This is a genomic window from Photorhabdus sp. RM71S (genome assembly GCF_042879355.1).
GTDB classification, from domain to species: domain Bacteria; phylum Pseudomonadota; class Gammaproteobacteria; order Enterobacterales; family Enterobacteriaceae; genus Photorhabdus; species Photorhabdus kayaii.
The window spans coordinates 95,778-121,931 of the sequence record NZ_JBHFKV010000008.1; the positions used below are offsets into that span (position 1 = coordinate 95,778).

The 26,154-nt window shown below is 39.8% G+C and carries 28 protein-coding genes, 1 tRNA gene and 3 pseudogenes; 24 read left to right on the top strand and 8 right to left on the bottom strand.

From position 1 onward, the window contains the following. Positions 1–40: 40 nt before the first annotated feature. Positions 41–316 carry a FaeA/PapI family transcriptional regulator gene (locus ACGF5R_RS06780; RefSeq protein WP_112876683.1) on the bottom strand — a complete coding sequence of 92 codons (276 nt, stop codon included), beginning with the start codon at positions 314–316 and terminating at the stop codon, positions 41–43. 540 nt (positions 317–856) lie between these two features. Here ACGF5R_RS06780 and ACGF5R_RS06785 point away from each other — a divergent pair. From ACGF5R_RS06785 to ACGF5R_RS06805, 5 genes are all read left to right on the top strand, one after another. Further along, positions 857–1,252 carry a hypothetical protein gene (locus ACGF5R_RS06785; protein ID WP_387690224.1) on the top strand — a complete coding sequence of 132 codons (396 nt, stop codon included), beginning with the start codon at positions 857–859 and terminating at the stop codon, positions 1,250–1,252. 1,011 nt (positions 1,253–2,263) lie between these two features. Next, positions 2,264–2,749, top strand: a complete 486-nt coding sequence (locus ACGF5R_RS06790; protein ID WP_229015797.1) for a polymer-forming cytoskeletal protein — start codon at positions 2,264–2,266, stop codon at positions 2,747–2,749. A 334-nt stretch (positions 2,750–3,083) separates the two neighbouring features. Beyond that, positions 3,084–3,620, top strand: coding sequence for a GNAT family N-acetyltransferase (locus ACGF5R_RS06795; RefSeq protein WP_112876680.1), 537 nt, complete (start codon positions 3,084–3,086; stop codon positions 3,618–3,620). Between the two features lie 80 nt (positions 3,621–3,700). Beyond that, complete coding sequence (locus ACGF5R_RS06800) at positions 3,701–4,183, top strand: YhfG family protein (protein ID WP_112876679.1); 483 nt, start codon at positions 3,701–3,703, stop codon at positions 4,181–4,183. Positions 4,184–4,190: 7 nt separating this feature from the next. After that, positions 4,191–4,775: a putative adenosine monophosphate-protein transferase Fic gene (locus ACGF5R_RS06805; protein WP_387690226.1), complete on the top strand. Its 585-nt coding sequence runs from the start codon at positions 4,191–4,193 to the stop codon at positions 4,773–4,775. A gap of 1,505 nt (positions 4,776–6,280) precedes the next feature. On the opposite strand, the gene ACGF5R_RS06810 is transcribed toward ACGF5R_RS06805, so the two are convergent. Next, positions 6,281–6,703, bottom strand: a complete 423-nt coding sequence (locus ACGF5R_RS06810; RefSeq protein ID WP_240000694.1) for a hypothetical protein — start codon at positions 6,701–6,703, stop codon at positions 6,281–6,283. A 58-nt stretch (positions 6,704–6,761) separates the two neighbouring features. Here ACGF5R_RS06810 and ACGF5R_RS06815 point away from each other — a divergent pair. From ACGF5R_RS06815 to ACGF5R_RS06825, 3 genes and pseudogenes are all read left to right on the top strand, one after another. Continuing rightward, positions 6,762–6,854, top strand: a pseudogene (locus tag ACGF5R_RS06815) (hypothetical protein); the annotation flags it as partial. A 442-nt stretch (positions 6,855–7,296) separates the two neighbouring features. Beyond that, a complete protein-coding gene (locus ACGF5R_RS06820) occupies positions 7,297–7,470 on the top strand; it encodes a type II toxin-antitoxin system HicA family toxin (RefSeq protein WP_112876676.1) in 174 nt (57 codons plus the stop codon). A 56-nt stretch (positions 7,471–7,526) separates the two neighbouring features. Beyond that, the gene (locus tag ACGF5R_RS06825; protein ID WP_112876675.1) at positions 7,527–7,943 is read left to right on the top strand and encodes a type II toxin-antitoxin system HicB family antitoxin; all 417 of its coding nucleotides are present in this window, start codon (positions 7,527–7,529) and stop codon (positions 7,941–7,943) included. A gap of 337 nt (positions 7,944–8,280) precedes the next feature. On the opposite strand, the pseudogene ACGF5R_RS06830 reads toward ACGF5R_RS06825, so the two are convergent. The 5 genes and pseudogenes from ACGF5R_RS06830 to ACGF5R_RS06850 all read right to left on the bottom strand — a co-directional run bounded on the left by ACGF5R_RS06830 (position 8,281) and on the right by ACGF5R_RS06850 (position 12,159). Further along, a pseudogene (locus ACGF5R_RS06830) lies at positions 8,281–8,550 on the bottom strand (helix-turn-helix domain-containing protein). 8 nt (positions 8,551–8,558) lie between these two features. Continuing rightward, positions 8,559–8,708, bottom strand: coding sequence for a hypothetical protein (locus ACGF5R_RS06835; protein ID WP_158537752.1), 150 nt, complete (start codon positions 8,706–8,708; stop codon positions 8,559–8,561). Positions 8,709–9,274: 566 nt separating this feature from the next. Continuing rightward, a tRNA-OTHER gene (locus tag ACGF5R_RS06840) sits at positions 9,275–9,377 on the bottom strand. 2 nt (positions 9,378–9,379) lie between these two features. Then, a complete protein-coding gene (locus ACGF5R_RS06845; RefSeq protein WP_240002997.1) occupies positions 9,380–10,405 on the bottom strand; it encodes a siphovirus Gp157 family protein in 1,026 nt (341 codons plus the stop codon). Further along, entirely contained in the window at positions 10,405–12,159 is a 1,755-nt protein-coding gene (locus ACGF5R_RS06850; protein WP_112876673.1) for a hypothetical protein, read from the bottom strand. The genes ACGF5R_RS06845 and ACGF5R_RS06850 overlap by 1 nt, the downstream gene beginning before the upstream one ends. 146 nt (positions 12,160–12,305) lie before the next feature. Here ACGF5R_RS06850 and ACGF5R_RS06855 point away from each other — a divergent pair, with 146 nt between their 5' ends. The 8 genes from ACGF5R_RS06855 to ACGF5R_RS06890 all read left to right on the top strand — a co-directional run bounded on the left by ACGF5R_RS06855 (position 12,306) and on the right by ACGF5R_RS06890 (position 18,884). Continuing rightward, positions 12,306–13,667, top strand: a complete 1,362-nt coding sequence (locus tag ACGF5R_RS06855; RefSeq protein ID WP_387690228.1) for a replicative DNA helicase — start codon at positions 12,306–12,308, stop codon at positions 13,665–13,667. A 543-nt stretch (positions 13,668–14,210) separates the two neighbouring features. Next, positions 14,211–14,495: a hypothetical protein gene (locus tag ACGF5R_RS06860; RefSeq protein WP_387690230.1), complete on the top strand. Its 285-nt coding sequence runs from the start codon at positions 14,211–14,213 to the stop codon at positions 14,493–14,495. Beyond that, positions 14,455–14,880 carry a hypothetical protein gene (locus ACGF5R_RS06865; protein ID WP_387690232.1) on the top strand — a complete coding sequence of 142 codons (426 nt, stop codon included), beginning with the start codon at positions 14,455–14,457 and terminating at the stop codon, positions 14,878–14,880. Before ACGF5R_RS06860 ends, ACGF5R_RS06865 begins: the two co-directional genes overlap by 41 nt. Positions 14,881–14,895: 15 nt before the next feature. Then, positions 14,896–16,095: a helix-turn-helix domain-containing protein gene (locus tag ACGF5R_RS06870; RefSeq protein ID WP_387690234.1), complete on the top strand. Its 1,200-nt coding sequence runs from the start codon at positions 14,896–14,898 to the stop codon at positions 16,093–16,095. Between the two features lie 100 nt (positions 16,096–16,195). Next, on the top strand, positions 16,196–16,789 hold the full coding sequence (locus ACGF5R_RS06875; protein ID WP_049582240.1) for a DUF1367 family protein: 594 nt from the start codon (positions 16,196–16,198) through the stop codon (positions 16,787–16,789). 54 nt (positions 16,790–16,843) lie between these two features. Further along, positions 16,844–17,359 carry an antiterminator Q family protein gene (locus ACGF5R_RS06880; RefSeq protein WP_225816643.1) on the top strand — a complete coding sequence of 172 codons (516 nt, stop codon included), beginning with the start codon at positions 16,844–16,846 and terminating at the stop codon, positions 17,357–17,359. 179 nt (positions 17,360–17,538) lie between these two features. After that, complete coding sequence (locus tag ACGF5R_RS06885) at positions 17,539–17,739, top strand: hypothetical protein (protein WP_074524840.1); 201 nt, start codon at positions 17,539–17,541, stop codon at positions 17,737–17,739. A 101-nt stretch (positions 17,740–17,840) separates the two neighbouring features. Further along, the gene (locus tag ACGF5R_RS06890) at positions 17,841–18,884 is read left to right on the top strand and encodes a DNA-methyltransferase (RefSeq protein ID WP_387690281.1); all 1,044 of its coding nucleotides are present in this window, start codon (positions 17,841–17,843) and stop codon (positions 18,882–18,884) included. Positions 18,885–18,927: 43 nt separating this feature from the next. Here ACGF5R_RS06890 and ACGF5R_RS06895 read toward each other — a convergent pair whose 3' ends face one another. Beyond that, a complete protein-coding gene (locus ACGF5R_RS06895) occupies positions 18,928–19,329 on the bottom strand; it encodes a YjaA family stress response protein (protein ID WP_112876768.1) in 402 nt (133 codons plus the stop codon). A gap of 160 nt (positions 19,330–19,489) precedes the next feature. On the opposite strand from ACGF5R_RS06895, the pseudogene ACGF5R_RS06900 reads away from it, so the two are divergent. The 8 genes and pseudogenes from ACGF5R_RS06900 to ACGF5R_RS06935 all read left to right on the top strand — a co-directional run bounded on the left by ACGF5R_RS06900 (position 19,490) and on the right by ACGF5R_RS06935 (position 26,149). Then, positions 19,490–19,670 (top strand): annotated as a pseudogene (locus tag ACGF5R_RS06900) (phage holin family protein). Beyond that, a complete protein-coding gene (locus tag ACGF5R_RS06905; protein WP_387690236.1) occupies positions 19,654–20,190 on the top strand; it encodes a lysozyme in 537 nt (178 codons plus the stop codon). Before ACGF5R_RS06900 ends, ACGF5R_RS06905 begins: the two are co-directional and overlap by 17 nt. Before the next feature lie 336 nt (positions 20,191–20,526). Continuing rightward, positions 20,527–20,676 carry a lysis system o-spanin lipoprotein Rz1 gene (locus tag ACGF5R_RS06910; RefSeq protein WP_387690283.1) on the top strand — a complete coding sequence of 50 codons (150 nt, stop codon included), beginning with the start codon at positions 20,527–20,529 and terminating at the stop codon, positions 20,674–20,676. A 329-nt stretch (positions 20,677–21,005) separates the two neighbouring features. After that, positions 21,006–21,629, top strand: a complete 624-nt coding sequence (locus ACGF5R_RS06915; protein WP_225816640.1) for a hypothetical protein — start codon at positions 21,006–21,008, stop codon at positions 21,627–21,629. Positions 21,630–21,677: 48 nt separating this feature from the next. Next, positions 21,678–22,394, top strand: a complete 717-nt coding sequence (locus ACGF5R_RS06920; protein ID WP_387690238.1) for a terminase small subunit — start codon at positions 21,678–21,680, stop codon at positions 22,392–22,394. An 11-nt stretch (positions 22,395–22,405) separates the two neighbouring features. Beyond that, on the top strand, positions 22,406–23,641 hold the full coding sequence (locus ACGF5R_RS06925) for a PBSX family phage terminase large subunit (RefSeq protein WP_387690285.1): 1,236 nt from the start codon (positions 22,406–22,408) through the stop codon (positions 23,639–23,641). Next, positions 23,641–25,398: a DUF1073 domain-containing protein gene (locus ACGF5R_RS06930; protein WP_387690240.1), complete on the top strand. Its 1,758-nt coding sequence runs from the start codon at positions 23,641–23,643 to the stop codon at positions 25,396–25,398. The genes ACGF5R_RS06925 and ACGF5R_RS06930 overlap by 1 nt, the downstream gene beginning before the upstream one ends. Before the next feature lie 58 nt (positions 25,399–25,456). Continuing rightward, a complete protein-coding gene (locus tag ACGF5R_RS06935) occupies positions 25,457–26,149 on the top strand; it encodes a phage minor head protein (RefSeq protein WP_387690287.1) in 693 nt (230 codons plus the stop codon). Positions 26,150–26,154 lie beyond the last annotated feature (5 nt).

The following is a 26,154-nucleotide window of genomic DNA, read 5'->3' on the forward strand; positions in this document are numbered from 1 at the left end:
TGCACAGAGCAGACATCCTTTTCTTCAGATTTGTTTGACATTAGATAGATTTAATTTTGTCTTCCGGTATATACCATCGGAGAGAATTCTTAATGGGAGACGGAGTTACCATAACTAATCCTTTGTTAGCCAGTTTCAATAACAGATAACGTGCTTTGTAGATGGTGAAATCGCATTGTTCCGCTACATCACGCGTACTAGGCCATGATTCTGGTGGGGGAGCCGCTTGCATTTTACGAATAGTACATAATTCGGATATGACATTGAGTATTTGATCCGTCTGGGAAGGTTGAGTCGAATCTTTCCGGTTTTCCATATTAACTCCAGGCTTTATTGAACCCAGTTGGATATCTTGAGCAATTAGGATAATCCAACGGTTAATTTCAACACATGAGGGCAATCTGAATGTCCTATTCAGTCATAAAGAATTGCCGGGTATATCCTGTTTTGTCAAGGTTGGTTTTTATACGATGCAGAACGATTATATCGAAAAATTGAAATTTTAGATCTTTTAATTTGAAAAACAAATTGCATAAAGTATTTTATTCTTATATAGATATAATTTGCGACACTATAGATCGCAAATGATCGTATTGAAATGTTATCTAAGTATTTTGTTGTGAAATTATTTGGATTTGTATTTTTTGTTTTTATTAATTGAATTATTCTGTAATACTTTAAAGGTCGATAGGGTCATTGTTCATATATAAATATTTTTTATGGTTTATTCCTTACATCAAATTTTTTCTAATCTTGATAAGATTAAAATAGGATCACCAATAAAATTATTTATTTAAAATATGTTGTTTTTTTATGCTGATATTAATCGTTATTAGATTAATCGTAATAATTCGAAATGAAACTGAATAAAATTATAATAGCGGCCATGTTAATATTGGGTGTTGTGACTGTTGCAAATAAAGCTGATCGAAGCTATATCACAGTGACCTTTAATGGCGCTATTATTGCTATACCTTATTCTACCGATCAGGATCTTCTTGGTAAAACTATCAATCAGGGGAAATTTTCCAACGTAGTATTGAAAAAAGCGAGAGCTTCAATCCATAAAAGTCTTGAGAACCATTTGGTAAATTGCAGATTACAACCAGTAGTTCACCAGTTATTATCCAAGGCAACATTGAAAATATTGCTGGCTTTACCTTGGGTGACTAATAAGACTGATAAATCTTTGAAGTTGTGCCAGCGAAAGAAGCTTCATATATTCAGATTAATGATAAATTTTACTTTTTAATAACTATTTCTTGATTGTGAGACAAGTGAGGTCTGATTATTTTCAATAAAATTTTGGTGTTTAAGTTATCCCCACTATATAATTTTTCATTCATTATATCTCTCAATATTGAATTACTTTCATATCAATCTTATCTCTTTTCTATATTAATATAAAATTAGTAAATAATAGAAATAAATAAAAAATATTTTTAATATTAATCTTTTTGTATAATGATATAGTTTAAATGAGTAATTTATGATGGTTTATCCAATCTATAATTAATGTTATAAGGTTGTAATTGAGTCATTTATTCATAAAAGTAATTGATTTATTGGATATTAATTGTGTTTTTCTTGCACAGTAATATTGATATTTTTAATAAATTAATTCTATTATATAAATAAGTAAGATGTTTGTTAGATAAATATCAGTAAATATTAATTGAGAAATATTCTTGCAATACATCATCTGTAAATAAAATTAAACATTAATAACGTGACTTTATTGTTGATTTATGTTAACAATTATAAATATAAAGCATCTATTTTAATGTTAATTTTTCCTTGTTAATTATTATCGAAGAATGAATATATACCCAATGGATTTCAAGATGCATCGCGACGGCAAGGGAATGAATCCCCGGGAGCATAGGTAACTATGTGACCGGGGTGAGCGAGTGCAGCCAACAAAGAGGCAACTTGAAAGATGACGGGTATAGGTTTTTAACCGTTTAATAACGTTGTAAATACCTGCTTTCCTTTAGCATTGATTGTTATCTGCTCTGTTAAAATAGTGATTTTGGTTTTGTATTTTCTAATGAAAAAAGCATGAAAAATAACAAAAATGTGAACAAACATGGCAAAACATCGTTTTTCGGACAACATTTTTTTGAGCTGTATATGGATCATGTGGAGCATTGCTCTGGGATTCTATCTGGCTGGTAATTTTTTTGGCTGTACAGTGACAGCGATTCTCTCTTTTTTGGCTCTAATATTTTGCTTTATTCACATGAGGTCGAGATTAAAAACTATGTTTGGAAAAAAAGCAGAGGCAGCGGCTGTTGAGCCGGTATCTCAATTTGTTGATGATAAAAAGAACGCCGGTGCAGAAGCTCGTCGTTGTACTATTGTTGCCAAAAGTTCGGTATTTAAGGGTGATATTGATGTAGAAGGTGATATACAAATCTGGGGCAAAGTGATTGGCAATATCCGGGTGAAAGAGGGCGCGATCCGCATTATGCATGCTGGACGGGTTGAAGGTGAACTTAGCGCGCCAGAAATCATTATTGATGGTGACGTTGTGGGGACTTGCTGTGCAGCAACGTTGGATATTCTTGAACATGGTGAGCTGCGCGGAATCAGTCGTTGCGGCAGTATGTCTATCAAGCGCGGAGGCCTGTTTTTTGGGCAATCGGAACAGGTTGAAAACAAGACAGCATCTGAACGTGTTGTGCCAATAAAAGATACCAATAATGATAAATCTAAAGATAAGGCCACGGTAAAAACCAGTGCTTGATAAACCAGGCCCGTGTGATATCTGATTCAGATCCTTCCGGCACGGGCCACTTCCCTTTTAGTTTTTAACGAGTTGTTCTATTTTCTCTTTAGTTTTGTTTATTGTAGTAATCTTATACCCTATGGATTTCAAGATGCATCGCGACGGAGAGGGAGTGAATCCCCGGGAGCATAGCAAACTATGTGACCGGGGTGAGCGAGTGCAGCCAACAAAGAGGCAACTTGAAAGATAACGGGTATATCTATTTAATTGTTTTAATGACTCTGATTAAAGTATGTGGTATGCCGTATAGGTAGGTGTTCTGTTTGTTAACTAATATTGGGAGGAGGAGAATATGGCTGTAGTGTTGGAAACAGACAGATTAATCATGCGGGCATGGAGAGAGGAAGACAGATTACCATTTTGCTATTTGAATAGTAACGTAGAAGTCATGGAATATTTTCCTACCACCTTGACGGCGGAACAGAGTAATACCATGGTGGATAGAATTATCCAGAGATTTGAGCAACAGGGAGGTTGGGGATTATGGGCTGTGGAGCTGAAAGAAACCGGGGATTTTATTGGTTTTGTCGGTTTGAATATTCCTATAGCGGAATTACCGTTTTCACCTTGTGTTGAAATTGCATGGCGTCTTAATAAGCCATTTTGGGGTAGAGGTTATGCCAATGAAGCAGCACGTAAGGCATTGAATTTTGCTTTCACCCAATTGAAACTTGAGGAAATAGTTGCATTTACGACAATTTCCAATTTGCGATCTCAAAAAGTTATGGAGCGGCTTGGCATGGTAAAAGATGAAAATACTTTTTTGCATCCTTCATTACCGGATGGGCACCCGCTTCATGAACATGTGCTTTACCGGATTCGTCAATAATAGCGTTATTCTCTTTTCTGGTTTTCGTTACTTTGATGTTTTATACTATTGCTGCATAGATATGTATCTTGGAAATTCAAATGAAATATGAGTTAGCTGTTATGGCGGCCTTGACTAAATTAGATCATCCTAATACCCGTTCAATTGTAGAAGCGACAGGGATATCTGAACGTAAGGTGCAACAGGTTTTGCAAATATTGCAACAAGACTTAGAGGTAAAGATTAACCGTATTAGAAATGGGAAGGTTAGTTATTTTGAAGTTATTTCTTGGGGGATATTTGAAAGCGGCCAGGTGATTAACTGTAAATTGAGCGATTTGGATCTGGCTAAGTTTAAATATTCCCGTCAGCAAGAGAAAAATATTAGAAACCAAAAGAATAGAAGAGCAATAATGACAACTTATAATGAAAAAAAACATTATTTTGACCGTGTAAAATTAAAAAACTATAGAGATAGCATGCGCCTTGAAGGGATGAATATTGTTATGAATAGTTTGCCTGAAACACCGAAAGAGCAAAAAAATCTTAAAGATAAACTCATTAGGAAATATAGTTTACAATGAGGTGGTTATGATAGATAAATATGGAGCAGGGCAAGATCCCTACACATATCCGGGTATAGACACATTGATTAATAAATTAGGTATTCGTGATCCCATTGTGCTTGAACAGGCAGAAAGGGAACTCACTGAACTTGCTATATTGAATATTTCATTCCAGGAACCTCCTTACGATTTGGTCTTTTGGTGTCAACTTCATAAACAGATATTTTCTGACTTATATGATTGGGCTGGTCAGCTAAGGATAATTGATATATCTAAAGGGGATACCCGTTTCTGTCATGCTAAATGTATTGAGATAGAAGGGAATAGGATATTTGATATGCTAGAGAATGAAAATTATCTTGTAGGATTAAACTATCAGAAAATTATTAGAAAACTTGCTGAATATTATGCAGAATTAAATGTGATTCATCCTTTTAGAGAAGGAAATGGCCGAACACAGCGACTATTATTTGAATATATTGTTATAAACTGTGGGTATAAAATCTCTTTCGAATCTATAGATGCTAAACATTGGATTGAGGCTAATATTTCTGCTTATCAATGTAACTATCAGCCATTAATAAGGATTTTTGAAAATTGTGTCTCTTAAATTATATAATTTTGAGATGATATAATGAATTATTTACTAGTATTTTTTATCTAAGATTTTTGGTGACTTCAACTATTACTTACAGACAGAAAAATAGTTTTAATTATGGGGTTATATTAATAATAAGACGATTAGGTATTTAATATATTTTCCTGCTGAGATAACCTTCCGTGGAGTATTTATTTTTCTATGATTAATAGAGTTTCATTCTATGAGCTTGCCGATTAAGCATTCCACTTAATTTGGATTGAATGTATTTAAAGTGATTGACGGTTTAAAAAATATAAAATAAATAAAACCGTACAATGAAAGCGACAAGAACAAAACTATCCTTGTCACTTTATTTATTAAATATATTATTATCAATTGATTTAAAGACAAATTGTCCCAAGGAAAAGGCTAATAATAATTACTGGCGCACATGTCTTAGCGCATTTACCCAGAGATCTCTCAGAGTAATAACATAAATTTGCCGACGCGAAGTTAGGCGAGAAAGCGGTAATGCTCAATACTAAAAAACAAATTGATAGCTTTTTCATGGTTGGTACCTCATCAGGGGATTATGTAGAGTAAAATAATTTATCCTAGCTACTAATTATTGTTCAATAATAGGTAATAAGTTCTCTTTTCGTATAATTTTTTGTTGTATTGTTGAAAATTTGTTGAAGTAACGCTGATGGATTTGTGATAAAGAGTAGAGAAATAATTTTTATCAATTAATAATAATGAATAATTCAGTGTTGATTGTTTTTATATTTTATCTTTTAATATATTTCCTTATATTATTTTTGAAAATGATAATATACTCTTTTTAGATTTATTTTATTAAAAATATAATAAAAATTTTTCATTTACACTATTGCATTCAATATTAACTATAATATAACTTGCAATAAATTACAGAATCTTGTGAGTGATATTATATTTACAGGATTATATAATAGGTATATTAGAATATTCAATTATGTTCAGGTGACGGCAGATTTAGCATAGAACATCACTCAGAGGAAATAACAGGAAATGGAGAGGAAGTTATCCGATATTGTTTATAAATAGCTTGGTATATTTTTGGTCTTAAAAATTATTTATTAATGTTAACTTACCCAGTAATTATTAATCACTATTAGTGATAAAAATAATTCATCATGCTTTATTTAAGATCTACTATAGTTAAAGTGCATTATAAATGTGTAATTTATGTAATTAAATTTCTATTGTATTAAATTCTTTTGTGAAGCTCGCAGTTAATTTTGTCGAAATAAGATATCTGCTAATTTATGTTTTACAATAAGTAAAAACTAAGTTCATTATGAATGAACTCAATAATTTCCCCATAAAATATATGGGCGCAAAACATCTAATGAGCTATTTTTATATCCTATGGATTTCAAGATGCATCGCGACGGCAAGGGAGTGAATCCCGGGGAGCATAGCAAACTATGTGACCGGGGTGAGCGAGTGCAGCCAACAAAGAGGCAATTTGAAAAATAACGGGTATATAACTGCTAGTTCTCAACCACATTCAGTATGTTCATAATGCCCTGACTCACAAAATTTTCATCAGAATTTGTTTCACCACCAAGAAGCATAATAACCTCTCTATAAAGAAAATCTATTTCCTCAATTCCTGTTTCTATATGATTAGGGTTCATTGCCAGTGAGAAATGCTCAGCAAAACTTTCATCAATATCTTTGAGCTGGCTAATCATTTTGAGAAAACCTTGTAGTCCCCAATGACGATGAAGTCGGATATAAGAATCTGCAATATTGAGCAAAAACTTAGAACATGCAAATTCGAAAAATCCGATGTCATCTTTCACTTGATGTACCTTCCGGTATAGGTTTTCAATTAGCAATGCACTTTTCCTCCTATTTTCTATAGAAAATGTTTCTACAATAGGCGACTCGACTATAGGTGTGGCTGCCATATCTGTAATCCATGTTGCACCTCCAGTACAACAGAGTATTGCAGCTAAAGCCGGTGTTTTTGTTGATGCCGAAGCGATATGCGAAGCCGCATCACGTCCTTCAATGCGTTTTGTTCAGCCCAGAACTGAAGCTCAACAAGCAATGCGTGCTCCACTGGTTTTGCGAAGATTGATAATTGATGACATGACCGGCCTATCGGCCTGATGAGAAACCTAACGGTTAAGATGGCTTATGAAAGCCGAGTGGTTTTTTAGGAACATTAGGCGCGGAACTCATCGAGGCGCGGGCATCCTTGCCTATAGTGACGCCGGATAGATTTAAGCAAGCCAAAAATTGTGGTTAAGGAATTAGCTGAACTGACCGCCGCGCATACGCACCACAACACAGGTATGCCGGAGAACGCCAGCGCGATAAGGAACATGGCCTATAAATCGGATGGGCTGAAACAGAAATACTTGCCAGTGATTGGCTAGATTAATTGATCTCTCTTCGGTAGAGGTTATTTTTACCCTTTCTAGGTGGTAAACAAAAGCGTTGACCAAGTAAGCATAAATGTTTACTGTGTTGGTATGTTCAACAGAATGGAGGAGTGGTGAAGCAAAGCGAGTTTAGACGGTGGCTGGAAGCTCAAGGAGTCGAAGTTTCAAACGGGACAAACCATCTGAAACTGAGATATCGGGGGAAACGAAGCATTATGCCGAGACACCCTAGCCAAGAGATCAAAGAGCCACTGAGGAAAGCAATCATTAAGCAATTAGGATTGTGATAAAAACCAGCCTCGCAAGGGGCTGGTTCTCGCACAACAGGTTCACCATTAAAAATATGCGATATTTAGTCACACTAGAGCCAGTAGAAGAGGGCGGTTATTTCGTCTCGTTCCCGGATATCCCCGAAGCTTTAACCCAAGGCGATACACGGGAAGAGGCGCTAGAGATGGCACTTGATGCGCTAATAACCGCCTTTGAATTTTACTTCGAAGATAGTGAAAAAATCCCGCTTCCTAGCCCTGTAGGGCGGGATGATGATTATGTCGATGTGCCTTTAAGCGTGGCCTCTAAGGTGCTTATGCTCAATGCGTTTCTTGATTCCAAGTTAACGCAAATTGAGTTAGCTAGCCGTATGGGGGTGAAAAAGCAGGAAGTGACCCGTATCTTTGATTTACGGCACTCAACCAAAATTGATACGGTGGGTAAGGTCGCATTGGCTATCGGACATCAGTTAACGTTGTCCATTGAATGAAAATCACCATTAATTAACAGGCTGCGTTAATACGTGGCCTTCTTTCATATCCTCATAAAACGCAACCAGATGCACACAGCACGGTTATTAATCAAACTAATACGTACCTAGGTTAATAATGCGATATCAATTAGCGCTACGGGTTTGTGTTCTGATGGTCTGAAACACAATTATCTCGCCCGCAACATGCGGGCTTTTTTACACCTTCATAGAGCTATGAATACAATTCTGATATTAAAGAATGGGCAATGAGTGTAATAAAAAACTGATAATTCAGAGTGTTATATTAGTTTAGTGGTTTAAAAGTTGTCGTTACTTTTTCGGATATAGAAATAAATTATGTGATATCAGAATTGTTTGGTAAATCATTTCGAATGGTTCGTTTGATAGGCTGCTCATTTTCATCAAAATACCGACTGGGCCATATCTCAGCAGGGGTTACACCAATTTCCTGAGCGATCAACAATTCCCCTTTAGGCTAGGGCCGCGTTAAAGCATTTGCTAATGTTGAAGAATTTAAACCGTGCTCTCTGGACAATGATGCCAGCGTCTTATTCTTCTTGCGTATCGCGGCGATAATATCGGCGGTGTGCCAATCTTTTTTCATATTCCTGCTTACCTCTTTGGTGGTGGCGGTTCAAACAGGGTTCGCAGTACCGGAGAGTAACCATTCCGGCGAGGCATAGCCTCCCCTGCTTGAACCGCCATAGAAGCGATAGCAGGCACACTGGTAAGGAAATAATCTCTTACCAGTGGGTTACTCATTCAAGGCTGCGACCCCCTGACCATTGGATTTTGCCGATGGCGACACTACTCTAACCGATTGTATTATCTGACTCAAGAATCAAATAAATACCTTAGTGACGGTTTGTCTCACTTCGCTTATGACGAAATAAACGAACTTATGATGAAAACGGCACTACACCGCACCCGCCTGCACACTTTGGATCAAAAGAAGACAATGGAGAAAATTACAATGCAATGATATTAAAGGAAAAATTATGTTTTACGTGAAAAATAAGATCATGAAAGAGAGCCGTGCTTTATCATAGAAATCAGATAGGGCGCGGCTTTAGAGGATATACAGAACTGAAATTATTTTCTCCTTTTGCATTATGACAAGGAGAAAGTGAAAGCATTAAAGTGTGTTTAATTCATTAATAAGCGCAGGGTTACGTTCAAGCATCTTAAGTAATTTCAGTGATGAATCAGCAGGAATACAGTGGTGCAGGTAGTGTCCATTGATGCCCATAAAAATAAAATGGGTGGACGTAAAGTGGACATAGGCAAAGAAAAAGGGGCTACACTTTCGTGTAACCCCTTGATTTATTTGGTGGAGCTGGCGGGAGTTGAACCCGCGTTAATTGTTTTACATCTTATTGTTATAAATAACATTTTTATGAAATATCTTTGCCGCGTATTCTTTGCAGCTCCTTTCATGTCCTACTACTGGCCTGTTTAGGTTTGTATGTGCTGTTATCATATTCCTTCAGATATGAGCCGTAATGTCTGAAAAGCATCTCTGGACCTTTATGCCCCATTTGAGCGGCAAGCCAGAAAAGATTAACCCCTTGGCTGATGTGCTTTGTTGCAAATGTGTGCCTTGTTTGATAAGGGTTGCGATACCGAATTCCCGCCTTTTTTAGTGTGGGTACCCAGGCTTTTTTACGAATGGCATCTGCACCTGCCCAAGCTTCACCTTTTTTGGGGTCCTCAAAGACCACTCCACCTTTCATAAAAGTGAATGTCTTCTGATTTAATAGGGCTGATATAGCGTTAGTGTCCAGTTCAACTTTTCTGGTACCGGCTTTTGTCTTCGTTCCTTTTATTATTCCTACTACTCGTGCCGATTGGACATGTACGGTTTTGCCAATGAAGTCGATATCTTGCCATCGAAGCGCGCATAACTCGGAGCTTCTAAGCCCTGTATGTATCGCAAAAAGGAATAAATTTTCCCATTGTTTTTGTTTATTGCTTGCTGCTGACAGTAATGCAGTAACCTCGTTAGGAGATAGAGGGTCAACAATATATTCGTTATCGTTTTCTATTCGTTCAGTTTGATACCGTGATGCTGTTACTAAATTCACAGGATTCATACTAATCAGGCAATCAGTAACTGCTTCATCTATGGCGCTGCGTAAAAATGACAGATTATTCCTGATTGTTTTCAGAGCAGTTGATCGTTTTTGAATCCAAGTTTTTAATATTGCTGGTGTTAGGTTTTTTACTTGCCTTTCGAATGATTTTTTACGGTCAGTAAGTCGCTTAGACTCATCAGCAAGAGTCTTGGCTTGGCCTTCGATATTGCGAACATGGATCATGATAGCATCAAGTTTATCACCGATAGTACATTCGATACTTTCAAGTGTATCGGCGATATCTTCTGGCGAGAATTCGCCAGTTTCTACCAACTGTTGTAATTTTTCATAATCTGCTGCTAATGCAATTGCGGTTGTAGTCATTAGTTTGCTTTCTCTAATTGAGTTAAACATTCTTTCTCTATTTCATTCAAGCGACGCAGACGACCGGATAAGTACTTTTCGTAATCCTTGTCTCCTTTGGCCTTGGCGTTGCCTAAATGAATGCCTAATTCACGGATAAGGGTAGATGCTATGCCGCGAATTTCATTTTTGCTGACAGCGGTACGCATAGTTTCTGTATTACGGGTGAACTTATCGTCTAGTTCCTTGCGTAATCTGACTAGATCCTCGGCCTTATCACTGGCGGCCTTGATTTCAAATTCAATGTTGTTGTCGGCCAGATATTCAGGGTTATCATGCATACCCATAAATACATCAGCAGAAAATCCAAGCATCGATAACGCTTTCTTTATGGCATCGGTGAGTGATTTCTTGATGGCTTCTCCATCTGTTTTAATTCCATATTTGGTTCTGTACATGTATGGTGTTGCACCATAACTTTCAATTTCAGCGCAAATGTCACATTCGACCAGATACCAAAAGAGAATTTTGATAGAGTGATTTTGTTCACATATTAATGTGCCGTCAGAATCACGTAAGAATCGGCTCCCAATTTGTTTATTTTTATCGTCATAGATAGGTTCTGACATGGGGGCGCCATTGATCAGTTTTTCTTCTGTGACATTACAGCCCCATCCATAACCGAATGGTCCGAATAGTTCTGTTGCCCGCATAAACATATAGTTACTGTTTATGCTTGTACCGTTGAACCCCATTCCCTCTAATGGTTTTGTAAAGTGGGGATCGGTGCGTTGGACTGCTTTCCAGATACGGAGATTCGTTTGCTGCTCATCGCCTTGTGCCTTGATAGTTTCTTCCAGCAAATTGGCACGATGTTGGAAGTTATCATCATTGGTGTTCAGGGTAGCAGCAGGAGGCAATGAGGTGACTTCATCATCCGCCGTAGTGTCTTGTGCAGTCTTTTCTACCGCTTTGTCCTCTTTGGTTTGCTTGGTTTTTCTGGTCTTAAGAGACGTGATTTCGCTTTTTTTCTCTTTAACCTGTAGTGCCGCCTGTGGGGGTTCAACCTCATCTGGAGCGACATCTGTTATTGAGGCTTCTGATGTTGACATCGGATAATCGGAAACTTTGGGTTGCTCTTCTGGTAATTCAATGGATATGTCGGTATTACCTAAAGCACAGTTTAAAAATTCCTTCATAGCGATGACATCGGCCAGAAATTCAGGACGGCGTTTACCTTCACGCACGATGCTGAAAAGCGTTTCTCTTGGAATGGACAGAGCGTCGGTTCTGATGCGAAATGCGGTGGACCATTGCCTCCATGTTTCATTGTTGTCTGCTATCAGTTGCTTAGCTTCTTTTATACTATGTGACATAATCGCCCAGCAATGAAAGTCACCGTCTAGTAATGCCAGTGCAATTTCCAGATCTAACGTGGCGTAAGTGTGGTTAAAATCACGTGTAGTAATAGATGAGTTTTTCGTTGGTTCGAGTGTTCTAGCCTGCCATGTGGTGCCGTTGAACTCGTATTCAGTAGCAAATTTTTCGTCAAATTTACCAATTGGTGGGCGAGGGGAGCCTTGTATATCTTTACAAATAATCGGTTTTGATGTGTTGAAGTTGCTCATATCGTCCGCATACTCTTCCCCAAGGTAAACAATGGCCATAGCTTTAGCCATTTTTTCGGAATTGGTTTTGAGTGCGATTGCAAGTGGTACGGCCCCATTTTTTTGAGCTTTTTTTGTCGGCTCAAAGACACAGATATATGTGAACATTGGTCTTACCTCTTTAATGAATTGCTTTTTTTGCTAGTCTTATTGATGCCTTAATCCCGGCTTTTGGCATTTTGACTTTTGGATATAATCCCTTGACAGCATTTGAATAAACCATTCCCGTCGTTGGGTAATATTCAACCCGCCTTTTGCCACCGATAATAGATATATGCATAGTTTCGTTTGTTGTATCGCTATTAACGCAGGATGCTTACGATGTTCTTGCAACGTTACCAGAAGAGGCGTTTAGTTCAGGTTTTTTGCGTCGTGTCTACGTTGAAATCAAAAAACAAGCGTTCAGTAGCTCCCTGATTGATCCAATATTCATCGCTGAGGCTATGAGTGGAGATGGTAATACATTAGCTAATGTCCTGGAGTTGAGTAAGAGCCCTGTTTGGAATGCAAACCTGAAAGGCTATGCCAATAAAGTTAGTGAATATTGGTATGTTCGGCGGGTTACAGCAGTGATCAACGCCGGTCAACAGGCGTTACTGGAAACTAAAAATCATACTCAAGCACAACATGTCATAGCGGGCTTTATGTCCACTATGGGGGAGTTAATGCGAGATACTGGCAACCTAGTTCCCGTGCACATCAAGACATTGGTTGAAGGGTACATTGACACACTGGAGAGGCGTAACTTAGGTGAAGATAGTCGCGGCATGATTATGACAGGTATTGAGCCATTTGACTCGTTGACGGGAGGATTTAACCCAACTGATTTAATTCTCATCGGCGGTCGTCCCGGCATGGGCAAAACAGAACTGGCACTTTGCATGATTGAGGGTATGACGAGGCATGGAGGGGCAGTATTGCTGTTTTCAATGGAAATGGCAGCACAACAAATTACAGAGCGTATGGTTGCTGGTTCTGCCCAACTGTCAGTTTCCAAATTGAGAAGTGGTGAATTTTATGATGAAGATTGGGTTCGTATATCTAACGCAATAAGCGAGTTAATAGATCGTGATATTCATATTCTTGATGCTAGTGAATTAAGCGTTGAGCAAATATGTGCTATCAGTGAAACTCATAAACGCAGGTATCCGAATCTGAAAGGAATTTTTGTTGATTATCTGGGATTGATAGAAAAGCCCAAAGCCGAACGTAATGATCTTGCTATCGCTCAAATATCTAGGGTCCTCAAAGGACTGGCTAAACGACTGCATACACCAGTTACCGCATTGAGTCAGTTATCAAGAGAAGTTGATAAGCGGCCAATGCATCAACGTCGTCCTGTTGCGGCTGATTTAAGAGATTCAGGTAGCTTAGAGCAAGATGCAGACAGGATTATTTTTACTTACCGGGATGTTGTTTATAGCCCACGAAGTCCAGCCAGAAATTATGCTGAGATTATTTTGGATAAAAATCGTCACGGTGAAACCGGAACGATATTCCAGGAATTTAAAAACGGGCATTACTTACCAACTGATCAAATTGTTGCTGCTGAAATATGTCGTACACAGCAACAGACTAAACAAAAAGAGCGCCGATATGCGGACAAAGCATTTTAACTAAAGACCAAAAGAGGCAGACCAATATGACCATAAACAGTAAACTGATTTTATTAGATAATTGGGGTATTTATGAATTATCCCATTTTGGGTGCAGTGCCGAAAGCATCGCTATCTTACAAAGTTAGACTTGAAAGCTAGTCGATTCAATGTAAACGCCAGCAGGATGCTGGCTTTACCAAAATAGAATTGCTGGTGGATAACTAAGAGCTGGAGATGCTGAAGCGCAATTGTACTCTTCGAAGACCGGATAGGGAACCTTACAAAGTTAATGAATACCTCACTATGCTGATTAGGATGGATGATCATTCATGAAAAAAGTAGGTAGTTCAGTTGCATAAACAGCAAAGTGAAAAGTGTGTGGGAAAGCCTTTTTGTAGCTGAATATTGTTTTTCTAGTGAAGTGGCCTGCTGGAACACACTGGGATGGTATAAGAGTTGAAGTTGTATTTGTAACGTACAAATTACATATTAAGTATATTGCTTGCGTTCAAAACGAAAAAAAATACCATAAAATCTGCTTAACGCAATCAGGGTATCTAAATGAGCATTAACGACACACAAAGTGATATTACCGATTTGATAATAAACGCTTTCAGGCGTGATTTTTGGCTTAACGTACAAGATGAATTATATGCTAAGTATGCCGCAGCACAGGAAGTAACTATAGGCGATATATTAAAACTTGGTGAGCAGGAGCAACGTAGATTTAGGCCTCAGGCTAGGCACTATGGCCTTAACTCAGCTTTGAGGGAAGCTGCAAGTCGTTCAGGTTATCTTTGTTACGATGGATACATCCCCGAAAGGGGAGCATTATATTATTATTGATTCAGAAGGTGTTAAAATTAGCCGTATTGGGTTAAATCACGATGAGCGCCACATAAGGGGCGCGAAACATCGTTCATTGATAGCCCAATTGAATGAAAAATTTGAAGGCTATACTCCAGATCTTTTTAGAGAAGAAGATAGTAAACATCATAATGACATTGATACGTTAGGTGTGTTGTTAATAAATATTAATCCACCATATCATGAATCTCAGGCCAGCATGATGGATTTAAGGATTGTGGTTCCTTTTACCAATATGAAAGGTTTTCACTATAATAAATCTGTAACGGAGCTTTTAGCGCTCTATACTGGAGAGAAAAAGATAGTCATTCCTGATATGGTTTTACCTAAGCTCAAGAAGCGCCTGAAGGATCAGGAAAAATAGAATAGGTGAGACATTATGAGAGTGGGAATTTCTGGTTTCCAATCTGAAAGGTTGACACAGATAAGAGAAGCGAGGGGATTATCGAAAATTAACCTTGGTAGATTAGTGGATCGTTCTCCATCAACTATTACCAAATGGGAAAACGGTAATCATTCCCCCGATGCAGAAGTATTGCATAGCTTAAGTCAGATTCTTAATTGCCCGGTAAGTTGGTTCACAAAGCCTATTGTTAAGTACGAAAAAAAACCAGTATTCTTCCGAACACTTTCAACCACGGCAAAAGACTTATGTATCGCCTCAGAGCGATACATGGGATGGTTTCAAGAGTTATCATGTAAGATGCAAGAATATCTTGATTATCCAGAAGTTAACATTCCTCATCTTAACGTAAAGGATTACAGAGCGATAGATGATCAGTTGATTGAAAGAATGGCTTTTGAGTGTAGGAAAGCTTGGGGATTAGGTATTGCACCGATAGATGATCTATTACTTGTAATGGAGAATGCGGGGATAGTCTGTTCCAGATTTGAACAAGGTAGTTCTGTAATGGATGGCTATTCTCAATGGAATGATTTAGATAATAGACCGTATGTGGTTTTAGCTAGTGACAAAGATAACTATTATCGTAGTCGATTTGATGCTGCTCATGAATTAGGTCATATAGTCTTACATCGATATATAAATAAATTTGATATTATTAATTTTAATCCAATAGAAGAGCAAGCACATAAGTTTGCGTCGAGTTTCATGTTGCCGGAAGAGTCATTTTCTGTAGAGCTTCCGCCATATCCTACATTACAGAATTTCATATCTTTAAAAAATCGCTGGGGGATGTCGGCACAATCTATGATCCTTAGAGCGAGAAATTTAGAGTTAATATCTTCTCTGGAATATCAGAGGTTATATAAAAATATTTCTGCTAGAGGTTGGCGAAAAGGAGAGCCGCTTGATGATCTTAGAAAACCAGAGTCGGTTCGTTTGTTACCTAGGTGCTTGAACCTATTATTGGATTCTGGAACTTTTAGTAAAAAAACACTTCTTGAGGAATTTGGTTTCCCAAAAGGAGATTTAGAGGATTTATGTTCAGTTCCTAAGGGATTTTTGTCAGAATCACAGGTACTTGATTTTCAATCCAGAATACAATTGAAGAATAGTATTAAGATATCTACGACACGACAAGATACAAACGTCGTTAACTTATTTAATAAAAAGTAAAATTGGGAATTAATACTAACACCTGTTATTCTATTCGTATCGGCCTGAACATCCGATAACCTAAACAAAAGCTGCTGTGTCATAACTTTGAGGATAAGTGATGACGCAGCATAGTTTTATCAAAATCTCGAATGACACCCTGAGACCGGCGACTCCCGCAGCCAGGGAATACCTGCACTTCAAAGTGAAGTGTGGCGATGTGCTTTATGCGGATTTTAAGAAAGCACGTAACCCGCGTTTCCATCGTAAATATTTTGCCCTTCTGAATCTTGGCTATGAATACTGGCAACCTACTGGAGGCACTATTTCCCCGAAAGAGAAAGCGCTTGTGCGTGGCTACGTACAATTTCTTGCACACTTCGCGGGCAGTGAAGATGTCTTACAATCCGCTGCGGATGAATATCTTGCTGGCATATCCAAAAACCGAGCCCAGAACATTACTGCCACCAAATCCTTTGATACCTTTCGGCGCTGGGCAACAGTGGAGTCAGGGCACTATGACACTTACGAGATGCCTAACGGAAGTCTATATCGTGAACCTCGTTCAATCAGCTTTGCCAAAATGGAAGAGCTGGAATTTCAGGAACTTTATAAAGCCACATTAAACGTGCTTTGGAACTTTATATTGTATCGCAATTTCCCGACTAGAGAAGCTGCTGAGAATGTCGCCTCTCAGCTGTTCGATTTTATTTAATGCAGAGCGAGACTAATGACCAAAAGTGAAAAAGGAAGTTGAAGAGGTACGGCTATGTCGGGTGTGATGTTTCCAACGGATGGGCTACAGTTGAGCCAATCACAAGAAATCTGGTTGCAGGATTGGTTATCTAAGTTTGGCGCGTGGGTTTACTCTGGCAGGTTTGATAAACGTCAGAGCAGTATGATTGCTGAGTTTATGGCGACAGTAGAGCCGAGAGGTTATCCAGAACGTCCGATATGTAATGATGATGATGGTATGTTAATCGCTAGGGTAGTAGACCATATTTACCATATTGATCGGGTTGCATTTGGGATGTTGCTTAGTCGATATGTTTATTGTGTATCTGATAGAGCAATTGCCAGGCATTATCATGCAACGGTTCAGCCAAGAATTATGATCCGCAGAAATGGTATGTTGCGTAAGCGAAAGCCATCAATGTCAACTTGTCGGCGTGAGGTTGAGGAAATATTAAGAACAACGGAATATTTGATTTATCAACCATTGCAAGATGCCTTTATAAGACGGGAACAGGAAAGAAAATCAAAACTTTTGTCACGAACGTGTTGACATCTTTGAACTTATGAGCCACTATTCTAGTATACGTCGCGATAGTAGCATTCGTGACTGATAGCCTCGCCCAGTGCGGGGTTTTTTATTGCCTGAAATCCAGATAAGACTTGCTGTTGTCATCGGTCAGAGTTACATGTGTGTCTATGCACATTAACTGACCAAAGGTTTAAATTATCATGCTAAAACATGAAGATATGACAACAATAGCCTCATGTGTTTTAGAAACCGTACCGATGTATGACTGGGTTTCTATTCCTGATGTTTCAACTCTGACGGGGCTATCAACGCCGCGTTGCCAATTACTTTTAACTCAATTTTGTCTGGCTGGATTGATGGAAAGCCGGGACAACGACACCTTTTTCAAGCGTTGCCCCTGATGGGGTAACTTCTTAAGCGGTGAAATGGACGGCTGGTGAAGTTGACGACGCCAGCCATTCGCCTGTTCTGTGCTGACCTGAGAGTAAGCCAGTATCGATTTATGGAAAATATTGTGAATTTAAGTGGTATCACATTAATTAATGACGACTCTCTACGATTTATCAAAACGTTACCAGACAGCTGCATAGACTTAATTGCCACTGATCCGCCCTATTTTCGGGTGAAAGAGTGTGGTTGGGACAGACAATGGGAGGATGTAACGGCTTATCTTGCGTGGCTGGATGAAGTACTGACTGAATTCTGGCGTGTGCTGAAACCCAACGGCAGTTTGTATATGTTTTATGGTTCGCGTCTGGCATCTGATACGGAAATCCTTGTTCGTGAACAGTTCAATGTGCTTAACCACATTATCTGGGCAAAACCTTCTGGTCCGTGGCGCAGACAGAATAAAGAAAGTTTAAGGGCTTATTTCCCTGCTACTGAACGGATCATATTTGCTGAACATTATCAGGGGCCTTATCAACCCAAAGGTGATGGGTATTTCCATCAGTGCCGCGAACTCAAGCAATATGTCTTTAAACCGCTTGTGGACTACTTTCGCAACGCACGGAAGGCGTTAGGTGTCACAGCAAAAGAAATTCATAAGGCAACGGGAAAGCAGATGGCCAGCCACTGGTTCAGCGATAGTCAATGGCAATTACCCAATGAAGTAGACTACCAAAAACTGCAGGTACTGTTTGCCCGAATAGCCAAAGAAAAACACCAGAACGGAGAATTAAACAGGCCGTATCATGAGCTAGTAGAATCTCATCTTACTTTATCACGCCAGTATGAAGAATTGAGTCGGGAATATGGGCTGCTGCGTCGCCCGTTTTCTGTAACTGTTGATGTTCCCTATACCGATGTATGGATGTTTCCCGCTGTTCAGTATTACCCTGGCAAACACCCTTGTGAAAAGCCAGCCGATTTGATGGCACATATTATCCAGTCTAGCAGCCGGGAAGGAGATCTAGTGGCAGATTTCTTTATGGGATCGGGCGCAACACTAAAAGCAGCACTAAAGCTGAATCGTCGTGTCTTGGGTGTAGAATTAGAAGAAGAATACTTTAATCAAACTAAGCAGGAAATTGGGGCGATGATATGAATAACTACCTCGCTGCGGTGAGGGGTTATTTGAGTTTCTCTCATTAGTTGTTATGGCGAAATAATGAATTGTTGGATAGTATTTGGCGGATTTCATCGTCAGAAAGTGGTAGTAATCTCGGTGAACAGAGATTAACGTTTTGACTTGAAGTAATGCTCTTAGCGAGATCTATATAAGCTCTGAATTCAACTTGACTGTGTCCACCTTCATTCATTTCCATCGGCTGAATAATCACATGATGGTTTGATAAAAAAAAGTTATACCAAGTATTTTTCCTCACTTTTTTTATTAGTTTTTTAAGCAAAAACATTGCAGGTATCATTTGCCCTAGTAATAAACGAGATGTAGTAAAGGGAGTGTCGGGGGTACCAGAGACTTCTTTACCAGTGCTGACGTTGCGAACAACAATTTTATTAATATATAGTCGTATGTAAATTAAGCTCATAAAAATGTGTATGTCAGGTAATGCAAATTTGTTATAAGTATACGTTCTTCTCTTAATACAGTGAAGTCTGATTCTCACTGAGTCTTTTAAATCAATACCGGGCAAATCAGCCCAAACAATTAAATTAACTAAATGATCACCCCATCAGTAGGATGGAATTATGCGTATGGACAAATACACCAGCTCCATTGCATATACTTGGGGCGCTTACAGCAATGCTTGGCGCTCTGTCGCTGAACGACTGGGCCATCATTATTGGCATTATCTGCACTGTTGGTACCTTTGGGGTCAACTGGTACTACAAGCATCGGGAGTTTAGACGCAATGACAAAGACCAGTAAGTTAAGTGCTACGGTTATCGGTCTGGTTCTCTCTGGTGCAGGTGCTATGGCGATACTGTCTCAATTTTTGGACGAGAAAGAGGGTAACCGGCTATCAACGTATCAGGATGCGGGTGGAGTCTGGACAATCTGCCGAGGTGTGACTCGGATTGATGGAGCTCCTGTTCGTCAAGGGATGAGGTTAATACCGAATCAGTGCCGTGACCTCAATGCACAAGAAGCAAAGCAGTCCATCGCATGGGTAAAACGCAATGTGTGGGTGCCATTAACTGAACCTCAGATAGCAGGTATTGCCAGCTTTTGCCCGTATAACATTGGCCCATCGAAATGCTTCTCTTCCACGTTCTATCGAAAGCTGAATGCCGGAGATAAGAAAGGCGCTTGTGCTGAGATAAAGCGCTGGGTATTTGACGATGGTCGAGATTGCCGACAAACCAAAGGGCAGGCAAACGGCTGTTATGGTCAGGTTGAGCGACGCGCCCAGGAATCGGAATTAACTTGCTGGGGGTTGGGTGAATAGACATTCGTTGGCCGGAAGATTGTTTCTGTTTGGTTTTGTTCTTACTTTGATAGGTAAAGATGGATGGGGTTGGTTTCTGGGGTATTGTTGCTATGAAATTTAGCTTTCATTACTATACGATACTAGCGTTGATCCTTATTTCATTGACAGAGTATTATTATCACTCTGAGTTACAGAAAGAACGGCATATTGCGAAACAGCGGCAATCAGAAATCCAGAAACTCACAGATACGATCAACTATCAGAATTCTCACATCTCAATGCTAAACGAATTAGATGTGAAACACACGGGAGAGCTTACAAATGCGAAATCTGAAATTGATGTTCTTCGCAATGATGTTGCCGCTGGTCGTCTCAGGTTGCGCATCGCGGCAACCTGTCCAAAGAGCGAAGCCACTGCCTCCTCAGGCGTGGGCCATGCAGCCACCCCACGAGCTAACCCAGCAGTTGAACAAGATTATTCGATCTCCGAAGAATGATTGTTGAGAACGAGCAGCAAACGAAATACTTGCAGGAATATATCAAAACCCAGTGTCAATAGCTAATCCAGAGCATTCTACTGACAGAGTGCTCGATAGTAGTTATTTAATCCGGCGTGGTATTTAAAATGCCGGGGATTTATTAAACTGAGAAGAATTTAACTCTGAATTTATCTCGTAGACAAGTTTCTCTTTTACACAAATTTGTTATTACCAAAAAGCAGAACAAAAAATCCATGATAAAATTAATAATGCAGTTCTGTTAATTGTTGTCAAGATATCCAATGGCTGTTTATGTATTTTTATTATTCTTACACTGATATGTGGAGAATTACTATGCGAATTATTAATTCAATTAGGCGTAAAGCCTTGCAATTATCTGTTTTAGTGTCCTTTTCTTTGCTGTCTGCTCCATTACTCTCTGCTACGTATTACAGTATAACCATTGATAATCAAACGAAATACAAGATAACAGTATATTCAGCTCAATCCTATGGATATTGCACATACATACCATCAGGTGGGAAGCCTTATTCCATAGAAGTAGGACCAAGAAAGCAAGGGGTTTATACATGGAAGGATGATAATAATCTTTTTGATGGGTGTATTAATAATCCTAAACTTACATCATTTAAGTTTATTACATCGGATATGAAGTTGCTATGGGACGGCCGTATTGGGATGATAGTTCGTCCTTCATGGTATTATGGATTCTTCTATGCCAAGCAGTATTGTGCAGTTGATTTCTACAAGAGTGTGCAAGATGGTTCGCCTCCTCCATCTTATATTCGCGTTAGCATTAACTCAAATTCAGTGGATATTAAACCTCTCTCTACAATGCTGAATGGTCCATACTCAAACTTAAGTAAATCATACAATAATGGGACGATTACACTAACAAATCCTCCAGAAGGAACCGTTCTCGCTCCTACTAGCTATCCTTATGCATGCTGGGATTAATTATTAATATAACCACCTCCGGGTGGTTTTTTATTTTAAGGTAAAGAGATGGCAAAAAATACTGACTGGGAGGGAATAGAGCGTGATTACCGTTTTGGCCTTCTCTCAATCAGGGAGATTGCCAAACAACACGGTATTAGTGATGCAGCGATTCGAAAGAGAGCGAAAACTGAGGAATGGGTTCGCACTATTGTTGAAAGTACGCAGTGCGAACCTGATGCGAACCAGGCGCAAAGTCAGGTAGCAAGTAGTACCAGTAATATCTTGGAGTCTGAAAAGTTCGCAGAAAGTTCGCAGGGAACCGCAGGGATTTTAAAGCCGCAATACGAACAGTTTGCTCAGAATATAGCGGCGGGTATGCCGATGAAAGAGGCGGCAATATGCGCGGGTTACTCTCCGGCTCGCGCTGATTCTCAATCATCCATATTGATGCGCAGACCTGAAATAAAAGCCCGCATTCGAGAACTGAGAAACGAAGCGGCGTTACTTGTTTCATTCAATGCTGGACATTTAGCTGAATTGTCATTTCGCGCCGGGAAAGAAGCGTTAGCAGATAAGAAATTCGGACAAGTTGCGCCGAATATTAAGAACGCTGCGCAGCTTACCGGTATCGACATGAGCAGCAATAAGGCTGAGGTCAATGTCGATCTTGCTGGACTGAGTTACGGAAAAGTCTGCATTGTGACCCCTGCGAATTGCCCGGCTGATGTGTGGGCTTCTCACATGGAGAAGCTCCGCGAGGGAAAACAGATAGCCCGGTCATAATTGATGGTGTTCTGTACGCCTTTAGTAGTGACTGGGCGACAGAGGTTTTATATGACCGTGCATTAGGTTCTGTCCGTTGGCGTTGGACGTATGGCGGGCGGGGTGGCGGTAAATCGGTAGAGATTGCCCGTGCGCTGGTATTGTTGGGCGCAATAGAGCCAATGATTATTCTCTGCGCGCGCGAATTCCAAAACTCTATTAACGATTCCGTCCTTGCGCTGCTTGAGGCACAAGTTATTGATCTTGGGCTGTCCCACTTCTACAAAGTCAAGAATAACGAGATAGAAGGTCGGAATGGCACTCGTTTCACGTTTAAAGGTCTTCGAAACAATATTCAAAGCATCAAGTCGATGCATGGCATTAAGATCTGTTGGGTAGAGGAAGCTCAAACGGTATCACAAGATAGTTGGGATATCCTCGGTCCGACAGTTCGCGCCAATAAATCCGAAGTCTGGGTTTCTTTTAATCCTCGCGAGGAGGAAGACCCGACATACAAACTGATGATCCAGCATCAGGAAGATCCGCCCGATGGTGGTGTGATTATTCGAAAAGTTAACTATTGCGATAACGCTTTTTTCCCTGACGTACTCCGACAAGAGATGGAATATTGCAAACGCATCGACTATGAAGCGTATGAGCATATTTGGCTTGGATTGCCAAAAGCACTCAGTGAAGCGGTTATTTTCTCTGGCAAGTACCGGGTTGAAGCATTTTCTGATGAGCTATGGCTAGAAGCTGATCGACTTTTCTATGGGGCTGACTTTGGTTTCGCGAATGACCCGTCAACATTAATTCGCTGCTTCATTATCGGTACCAAACTATATATTGAATATGAAGCCTATGGCGTCGGAGTTGAATTGGACGAGATGCCCCAGTTCTATGACTCAATTCCAGAGGCTAGAAAGTGGCCTATTCATGGTGATTGCAGCCGACCTGAAACAATCAGTTACTTGTCGCGTCAGGGGTTCATCATTGACGGCGCCACAAAATGGCCCGGAAGTGTCGAAGACGGGATCACTTACCTTAAAGGCTTTGAAGAAATCATTATTCATGAACGCTGTAAGCACATGATTGATGAGGCAAGACTCTATTCATACAAGACCGACCGTCTGACCGGTGAAGTCCTGCCGGTGGTGCTCGACAAACATAACCATTGTTGGGATGCGGTACGTTATTCGCTGGATGGTTATATCACAGGTAAAAACAACCCACTTCGTATATCTAAAAATCTGTTGGGGCGAATTTAATGTTTTTCAGATTCAGACATAAACAGAAAGCGGAGGCTTTGCCAGTTGAACAGGCTATTGATCAATCAGCGCCTCAGCCGATGAATATACATCCGGATACTGTCGGATCGATAACAGAGCGAAAAATAGCTCGGCCTATTGAACCGTACAGGCCCCCTCCTGGTGTTGTTCCCACTGAACAGTTGTCCGCATTAATGGCAATGGATTCTACGCCTTATGAATATGTGACGGGGACAGGTGGTATATCGGGAGATGTGGGTTTTCCCGGTTATCCTTATCTGGCCCAACTGTCACAATTACCCGAATATCGGAAAATGGTAGGCACCATTGCAGGAGAAATGACTCGTAAGTGGATAAAGCTAACATCAGTGGGGGATGATGACAAATCCGATAAAATCAAAGTGCTTAATGAGGCTATTGAAAAATTCCACGTTCGTGAACGGTTAAAAAAGGCCATTGAGCATGATGGCTTTTTTGGGCGCGGTCAGATTTATATTGACGTGCGAACATCAAAAGGTGTGCTTGCTGCAACCGATCCGGTTGAACTTGAGTCTAGATTATTTCTGTCACCTAAAAAAATCACAAAAGGAAGTCTTATTGGTTTTAACGTTATTGAACCAATATGGACATATCCGGGGATTTATAACGCTAACAACCCGTTGAGCAATGACTTCTATAAGCCGTCAAGTTGGTATGTGATGGCAAAGACTGTACATGACAGTCGTTTGATTACATTTATCACCCGGCCATTAACCGATATGCTTAAACCTGCGTATAATTTCGGCGGCTTATCACTGACTCAGATTGCAGAATCTTATGTACAAAACTGGTATAGGACACGTGATAGCGTATCTGATTTGATCCATTCATTCTCTGTGTCTGGATTTAAAACCAATCTTCAATCTACATTACAAGGACAGACGAATAGTCCCGATCAGTTAATTTATCGTGCAGAATTGTTTAATAAGATGCGTGATAACCGAGGAGTAATGATGCTGGATAATGAAGAGGAGTTTTTCCAGTTCAATACACCGCTGAGCGGCCTTGATTCACTGCAAGCCCAGTCTCAGGAACATATGAGTTCAGTCAGTAGCATACCGTTAGTTATTTTTACCGGTATCACACCGAGTGGGCTAAATGCGTCATCTGATGGGGAAATCCGTGTTTTCTATGACTTTATTGCTACCTTGCAAATGTTGGTGAAAGATGGGCTGGCACGAATGATTGATATTATTCAATTATCCGAATTTGGCGAAATTGATCCTGATATTAGCTTTACATTCGAACCGCTATATCAAATGACTGATGAACAAAAAGCCAACATACGTAAGACCGATGCAGATACTGATTCAGTATTAATTGCTGCAAATGTGATTAGTACAGATGAAGCCCGCGAACGTCTAGCCAATGATGAAAACAGCCCGTATCACTCCCTTGAGATTAATGATATCGAAAACGACAGCGAGGATGTTAAGGACTCATTTAATGATGATGACGATATCAGTAATACAGAACATAAATCAGATCATGATAGTCAAGGAATGGCAAAAGAATCCCTGAACGGTGCTCAGGTATCCAGTATCGTGGATGTAGTTACAAAATATGCGGAGGGATTACTCTCACTTGAAAGCGCCATAGCGATAGTGACTACAGCGTTTCCAATTGATGAAGATGATGCCAAAAAACTATTCACTGGAATAACGGCAGGCTCAATACATGAGGAAACCAACGAGAAACCAAGTGCTCCGGCAAATTAAACCTAATGCGGGCGTTCGGGTATGGTACAGCAGGCAGCTATATAAGCTGGTGGATGAGATGAATAACTCAGTGATTTACTGGGTATCCGCCAACTATAAGAACAGCGGTGCAGCAATGGCAATGGATGCTAGCCCGGCGATGTTGATGCGTTCAGCAATGCGAAAATTAACCCGGCGTTGGTTGAAGCAGTTTGATGCTTTAGCTGACAAGCTGGCGAAAAAATTCGCGGCTTTATCAATGGATAACATGGATGCCTCGTTAATCCATGCGTTAGATGCTGCACATATTTCGATACCCTTCACGATGACGACAGAAATGAATAACGCGCTACAGGCGGTCATTGGTGAGAATGTTGGGTTGATTAAAAGTATTCCACGGCAATATTTGTCGCAAGTTGAAACGCTAGTAATGCAATCCGTAGCAAGAGGGCGTGATCTTGGAACGCTGACAAAAGCCTTGCAAGAGCGTTACGGCATGACTAAGCGCCGCGCAGCACTGATTGCTCGTGACCAGAACAACAAAGCAACTTCTGTTATGCAATCTGCCCGGCAGCGTTCAATCGGTTTTAAAACGGGTATCTGGCGGCACAGTCGTGCAGCAAAAAAATTTCGTCAATCACACTTGAAAGCGGATGGTGAAGAGTTCGATTTATCAAAAGGGCTTTATATTGACGGCAAATGGATCATGCTTGGTGAAGAAATCAATTGCGGGTGTGGTTGGCAGGTCGTCATTCCTAAACTAAGCAACTAATTAAT